General features: G+C 67.3%; 6 protein-coding genes. 3 read left to right on the top strand and 3 right to left on the bottom strand.

Translation table 11 applies throughout. From position 1 onward, the window contains the following. Positions 1-110 precede the first annotated feature (110 nt). On the bottom strand, positions 111-1,022 hold the full coding sequence (locus N5D45_RS20505; RefSeq protein WP_053442471.1) for an MBL fold metallo-hydrolase: 912 nt from the start codon (positions 1,020-1,022) through the stop codon (positions 111-113). Positions 1,023-1,113: 91 nt separating this feature from the next. Further along, positions 1,114-1,752: an NAD(P)H-binding protein gene (locus N5D45_RS20500; RefSeq protein WP_279939529.1), complete on the bottom strand. Its 639-nt coding sequence runs from the start codon at positions 1,750-1,752 to the stop codon at positions 1,114-1,116. 108 nt (positions 1,753-1,860) lie between these two features. Here N5D45_RS20500 and N5D45_RS20495 point away from each other — a divergent pair, with 108 nt between their 5' ends. From N5D45_RS20495 to gph, 3 genes are all read left to right on the top strand, one after another. After that, on the top strand, positions 1,861-2,790 hold the full coding sequence (locus N5D45_RS20495; RefSeq protein WP_010484105.1) for a LysR family transcriptional regulator: 930 nt from the start codon (positions 1,861-1,863) through the stop codon (positions 2,788-2,790). Then, positions 2,787-3,578 carry a class I SAM-dependent methyltransferase gene (locus N5D45_RS20490; RefSeq protein ID WP_164194091.1) on the top strand — a complete coding sequence of 264 codons (792 nt, stop codon included), beginning with the start codon at positions 2,787-2,789 and terminating at the stop codon, positions 3,576-3,578. Before N5D45_RS20495 ends, N5D45_RS20490 begins: the two co-directional genes overlap by 4 nt. Positions 3,579-3,642: 64 nt before the next feature. Next, a complete protein-coding gene (gene gph / locus N5D45_RS20485; RefSeq protein ID WP_043398848.1) occupies positions 3,643-4,311 on the top strand; it encodes a phosphoglycolate phosphatase in 669 nt (222 codons plus the stop codon). Positions 4,312-4,401: 90 nt separating this feature from the next. On the opposite strand, the gene btuB is transcribed toward gph, so the two are convergent. Continuing rightward, positions 4,402-6,246: a TonB-dependent vitamin B12 receptor gene (gene btuB / locus N5D45_RS20480; RefSeq protein ID WP_279939528.1), complete on the bottom strand. Its 1,845-nt coding sequence runs from the start codon at positions 6,244-6,246 to the stop codon at positions 4,402-4,404. Between the last annotated feature and the right edge of the window lie 30 nt (positions 6,247-6,276).

Below are 6,276 nucleotides of genomic sequence, written 5' to 3'. Positions count from 1 at the left end.
CCGGACCCACCCCGCCAACCCTCAGGAGACCAGCTTTTGCTGTTGCTTCGGCTGTTGCCGTTGCATTGAGCAGGTGCAGGGCGCAGCCCTGCAAAAGAAAACTCCCTACCTCATGGCCACTGCATCTCGCCCTTGGCCACCTTCGCACTCAGCTCCAGCGATGCGACGCCATCCAGCTTCGGGTAGCGCGACTGCATTGCTTTCACCAGTGCCGCACTGTCCTTGGCCTTCGCCGCCTCGGCATCGAACGCGCGGATGTAATCTGCGGTGAAGCGCAGCGCACTCGAATCCAGTGCGGCACCCGGTGCGTAATGCCCCGGTACCACTACTTTCGGCTTCAACGCCTGCAACCGCTGCAGGGTCTGCAGCCAGTCGGTGTGCGACTTCGGCGTCTGCGTGTCGGCCATCCACACGTGCTCGCCCGCCACCACCGGAATGCCACCGACGATCGCGCGCAGCGACGGCACCCACAGCACTGTGCGGTCCGGGGTCGGTCCGTCCAGGCCGATCAGCGGCAGGCGCTGGCCTTCCAGCTGCAGGGCATCGCCATCCAGCACCTGCGGCACCACGATGCGGGCCGGCACGTCGGCACCCATCTTCGGGCCCCAGTAGGCCAGCTTGCCGGCCTGTGTCTGCTGGATGTGGGCAACGGTCTGCGCGGTAGCGACGATGCGCGCCTTCGGGAACGCATCCTGCAGCGTGGCCAGGCCGAAGTAGTAGTCCGGATCGCCGTGGCTGATGTAGATCGTGGTCAGCTGCTTGCCGCTGGCGCGGATCAGCTCGACCAGCTTGCGCGCGTCGCTGGCACCGAACTGCGCATTGACCAGGATCGCGTCGTGGCGGCCTTCGATCAGCACCGAGGACACCGAGAACATTGCCTGCGGACCGGGATGGAAGGTCTGCAGGTGCAGCTGGGATTTCGTTGCCGTGGCCGGCACCGGGGTGGCCGATGCGGCCATCAGCGGCGCACTGGTGAAGCTGGCGGCCAGGGCGAGGGGAAGCAGCAGGGCAGCGGTACGCATGGGAATTCCTTGTGTAGAGCCGGGCCAATGCCCGGCTGCATGTTCGCGTAGAGCCGAGCGCGGGCTTGGCTCTACATGGGACGTGCGTGGATCAATACGCTGCAGTGATGATCTGCTTCGGATACGCGTGCGCTTCCAGCTCGGCGACGAACGCCGCGCCATAGTCGGCGTAGCTGATGCGGCTGTGGCCGCTGGTATCGGCCAGGAACGCTTTGGGCTGCACGCGGTACTGGCCGCGCTCTTCGCCCGGGCCGATTTCTGCGGCCGGCGAGAAGAAGGTCCAGTCCAGGTCGTCCACTGCCTGCAGGCGGTTGAACGCCTCGCGATGGGCCAGCGCGTACGGCTTGTAGGCCTCCGGGAAGTCGGGGGTATCGACCAGCTGCACGCCGGGCGCGACTTCCAGGCTGCCGGCACCACCGACCACCACCAGGCGCGGTACACCGGCCTTGCGTGCGGCGGCGGCCAGCTGCGCGGCGACCTCGCCCACACGGCCGATGTCATCGCCGGGGCGCGGGCCGTAGGCACTGGCCAGCACGTCGTGGCCGGCAATGGCGGCGACCAGCGCATCCAGGTCATCCAGCGAGGCGACCACCGGATGCGCACCGGCCAGTTCAGCCGGAAGGTCCTGCGCGCTGCGCACGATGACAGTGAGTTCGTGGCCGCGGGCCAGCGCGTGGCGGGCGATCTGGCGGCCGATGTTGCCGGTGGAACCAACGAGGGCGATTTTCATGGCAGGACTCCGTGGGGTGGTGTGGGGTGGGAATGGGGCCACTCTAGGCTGCTGCAGTTGATCGAAAAACAGCGTATAACGCGCTTGTTTGTTGCATAAATCGAGCATATGGACCGACTGACCGCCATGACCGTGTTCGTCGAGGTCGCCGAGCGCGGCAGCCTCACCGCCGCTGCCGAGGTGCTGGACATGTCGCGGGCGATGGTCACCCGCTACCTGGCCGAGGTTGAAGGGTGGCTGGGTGCGCGCCTGCTGCACCGGACCACGCGCCGGATCAGCCTGACCGGCCCCGGCGAGGCGGCGCTGGCGCGCTTCCGGCAGATGTTGGCGATCGGCGAAGAACTGCAGGGCGAGCTGGCCAGTGATGATCCCGAGCCGCACGGAACGCTGCGGGTGACCGCCAGCGTCTCATTCGGGCAGAGTCACCTGGCACGGGCCGTGGCCGGCTTCGTTGCGCGCCATCCGGCGGCACGCATCGAGCTGCTGCTGGTCGACCGCACGGTGAACCTGGTGGAAGAGCGGGTGGACCTGGCCGTGCGCATCGCGCGCCAGATCGACCCCAGCCTGATCGCACGGCGCCTGGCCACCTGCCGCTCGGTGTTGTGCGCGACGCCGTCCTACCTGCAGGCGCGTGGCACGCCGACCGCCCCCGAGCACCTGGCCGCGCACAACTGCCTGACCCACCATTACGTCGGTAAAAGCCTGTGGCAACTGCACCGCGATGGACGTTCGCTGTCGGTGGCGGTGGGCGGCAACATCAGCGCGAACGAGGCCTCGCTGCTGCTGGAGGCGGTGCGGGCCGGTGCCGGTATCGCCATGCTGCCGACCTACCAGGTGGCGCCGCTGCTGCGCAGTGGCGAGCTGATCGAACTGCTGCCCGAATTCAGCCTGGACGAACTCGGCATTCATGCCGTGTACGCGTCACGGCGCCAGCAGCCCGCTATCATGCGGCGATTCCTGGATTTCCTGGGCGAGTGTTTCGCCAGCCCGGCCTTCCAGGATCTGGATTGGCGCCCACCGGGCAAGGAGAACACATGAACCATGGACAGGCCTTGATCGACCACAACCGTGCTGCCTGGGACCGCCAGGCCAGCGAAGTGCGCGAATGGTCGCGCCCGGTGGAAAGTTCAACGATTGCCGCCGCGCGCGAAGGCCGCTGGCAGGTGCACCTGACGCCCCGCGCGCTGCCGCTGGACTGGATGGGTGATGTGCGCGGCCGTCGCATCCTGTGCCTGGCCTCGGGCGGTGGCCAGCAGGCACCGGTGCTGGCCGCTGCGGGCGCTGACGTCACCGTGTTCGACCTGTCCGACGGGCAGCTGGAACAGGACCGCAGGGTCGCTGCGCGCGATGGCCTGCAGCTGCGCACCGTGCAGGGTGACATGCGGGATCTGCACGTGTTCGCCAACGACAGTTTCGACGTGGTGTTCCACCCGATCTCGAACCTGTACGTGCCTGACGTGCGCCCGGTGTGGACCGAATGCCGCCGTGTGCTGGCACGCGATGGCATGCTGATGGCCAGCTTCTACAACCCGGTGCTGTTCGTCGGTGCGCGCGAACCGCAGCTGGATGCACAGGGCCTGATCCGGCCGCAGTACGCCATTCCCTATTCGGACCTGGAAGACCTGCCGCCGGCCGAGCGCGAGGCGAAGCTGGCACGGGGCGATGCACTGACCTTCGGCCACAGCCTGACCGAACTGATCGGTGGCCAGCTTGATGCCGGCTTCATCATCGATCGCTTCATGGAGGACTGGCAGCCGCAGCCGCGTTTCCTGATCGACCGTTACCTGCCCACGTTCCTGGCTACCCGCGCGCGCCGGATCGGCTGAGGCGGATCGGTGCAAAAACCAGCGGCGTACAATGGACGGCCCCACGTCATGCAGGTGCCGTCCCTTGTCGTATCCGTATCCACTGGTCGTGTTCGACCTTGATGGCACGCTGGTCGACAGCGCAGCTGATATCGCCGAAGCGCTGAACCGCACGCTGGAGGACATCGGTGTGGCACGCGTACCGGAAGCCACGGTGCTGGGCTGGATCGGCGACGGTGTGCGCCGCCTGGTCGAACAGGCCGTGCATGCCACCGGCCGCGAAGTCGACCTGGCCGAGGTCATGCCGGTCTTCATGGTGCACTACCGCGAATGCCTGCTGCGCAGCCCGCGCCTGTTCGATGGCGTGGGTGAAGCGCTGGCGCAACTGCGTGCACGCAACGTGCCGCTGGCGATCTGCACCAACAAGCCCGAAGCGCTGGTGCCACCGCTGCTGCAGCACCTGGGCATCGGTGATGCGTTCGCGCTGATACTGGGCGGCGATTCGCTGCCGCAGCGCAAGCCCAGTGGCGAACCGCTGCGGCACATCGCTGCGCACTTCGGGCTGCCGGTGGACGCCTGCCTGATGGTGGGTGATTCGTTGACCGACTACCGCGCCGCCGAAGAGGCAGGCATGCCGATCGCGCTGGTGCGTTACGGCTACCCGCGCGGCCTGGACATGGCCACCGCGCATGCCGTGGCGGTGATCGACGATCTGCGTGAATTGCCGGGGTTGGCCGCCGGCGTCCCGGTGTAGAGCCGAGCCCATGCTCGGCTGCTTTGCTGCCTGAGCCGAGCATGGGCTCGGCTCTACAGAGAAAGCGCCGGGAATGCCCGGCGCGTTTCCTCATTTCGGCTGGTAACGCACGTTCAACTGGTACTCACGGCCCGGCTGGTTGAACCACGCCACCGTCTCATACCTGCGGTCGAAAACGTTGGCGGCACGCGCCAGCAGCGACCACTCCGGTGTCAGCGCGTACTCGGTGCGCAGGTCCAGCGTGCCGTAGCCGCCAACCTTCACCGAGTTGCTGGCGTTGTCAAAGCGCTTGCCCGCGCCCTGTACGGTCAGGCCGGCGCGGAAATCGCCGAAGCGACGGTCAATGTCCAGGCGCGCAGTCTGCTGTGCACGGCGCGGCAGCCAGTTGTCAAACTGGGTGCTGCCGTGGGTGCGGTTGCGCGGGTCGGTGTAGCTCAGCTGCGCGTTGATGTCGAAGCCGGCCAGCAGCACGCCACCGGTCAGCTCGGCACCACGGATGCGCGCCTTCTCCACCTGCTGCATTTTCATCGTGGACGCATCGTAGGTGATCAGGTCATCGATGCGGGTTTCGTACACATCCATGCCCCAGTGCCAGCCCTGGCCCTGCTGCGAAACGCCGAGGTTGGCGCTCTTGGACTTCTCCGGATTCAACGTCGGCACGCCGCTCCACGGGTCGTACAGGTCGCTGAAGGTCGGTGCCTTGAACGCGGTGCCGTAGCTGGCGTTGACGCGCAGGCCGTGGCCCAGTTCCATCGCCCAGCCAACGCTGCCGGTGGCGTGGTTGCCGAACTGCTGGTTGTCGTCGTTGCGGGCGCTGGCCTGCAGTTGGTGGCGGCCGAAGCGGCCCTGGTACTGCACGAACACGCCGGTGTTGCGGCGGCTGTCGACGAGATACCCGGCGCTGCTGCCGTCCAGATTGTCTTCGCTCCAGTCCACGCCGGCACTCAGCAGCTGGCCCTCGGCCACACCGAAGTCACCCTGCAGCGAGGCGCTGTCACGATGGGTCTGCGCGCTGCCAAACACCCCCGGTGCGCCGAAGTTGTCGGATTCATTGTCGCTGCGGCCGACGTTGGCGGTGAACGCCAGGCGCTCCGACGGGGTGTAGCGCACCTTGCCGGCCAGCACCTGCTGGCGGGTCTCGGAGTAGTTGTAGTAGCCGTCGTAATGGTTCTTGCCATCGGCGCGCAGTGCGCTGCCTTCCACGTTCCACTGGTCGTTGAAGCTGTAACCGCCGCGCAGGCTCTTGGACAGGTTGCGGTAGCCGTCGCGGTCGTGCTCGTCGGCAAAGCAGCCCGCGGTGAACACCGAGGAAGAACCGCGGCAGGCATCGATGCCGTCGGAATGCTGGTAGGCGATGTCGGCACCGAACCAGCCGCGCTCAGTGCCGCCACCAATGCCGCCGCTGGCTTCGCGCAGCCCGTTGCTGCCGCCGCCGAGCTGGAAGTGCGGAGCGAAATCGCCCTGGTTGCGACGGGTGAAGATCTGGATCACGCCACCGATGGCGTCGGCACCGTACAGACTGGACTGCGGGCCGCGAACGATTTCGACGCGCTCGATTTGCGCCAGCGGCAGGTCCTGGTACATGGCCAGGCCGAGGTCGGCACTGTTGATGCGCACGCCGTCGACCAGCACCACGGTGTGGCCCGAGTTGGTGCCGCGCAGGAACAGCGAGCTCTGCTTGCCGAGGCCGCCGGCATTGGTCAGGTTGATGCCGGCGCGGCCGCGCAGCAGCTCCTGCAGCGAGGTGGCCTGGCTGGATTCGATCTGCGCGCGGTCGATCACCTGCGCCGGCGCGATACTGTCCTGCAGCGCGATCGGGGTGCGGGTGGCAGTGACCAGGATCTGGTCGAGCGCAGTGGTGTCATCGGCGGCCTGGGCCAGCGCGGGCAGGGTGGCCAGCACGGCCAGGGACAGCATTCGGGACTGCAGCTTCATGGGGGACTCCAGGTGCCACGCACGCCCGCG

The sequence above is a fragment of the Stenotrophomonas sp. GD03819 genome (genome assembly GCF_029841665.1).
In the GTDB taxonomy this organism is placed as follows: domain Bacteria; phylum Pseudomonadota; class Gammaproteobacteria; order Xanthomonadales; family Xanthomonadaceae; genus Stenotrophomonas; species Stenotrophomonas geniculata.
Note: the sequence above shows the minus strand (reverse complement) of the source record. Positions and strands in the feature narration are given on the sequence as shown.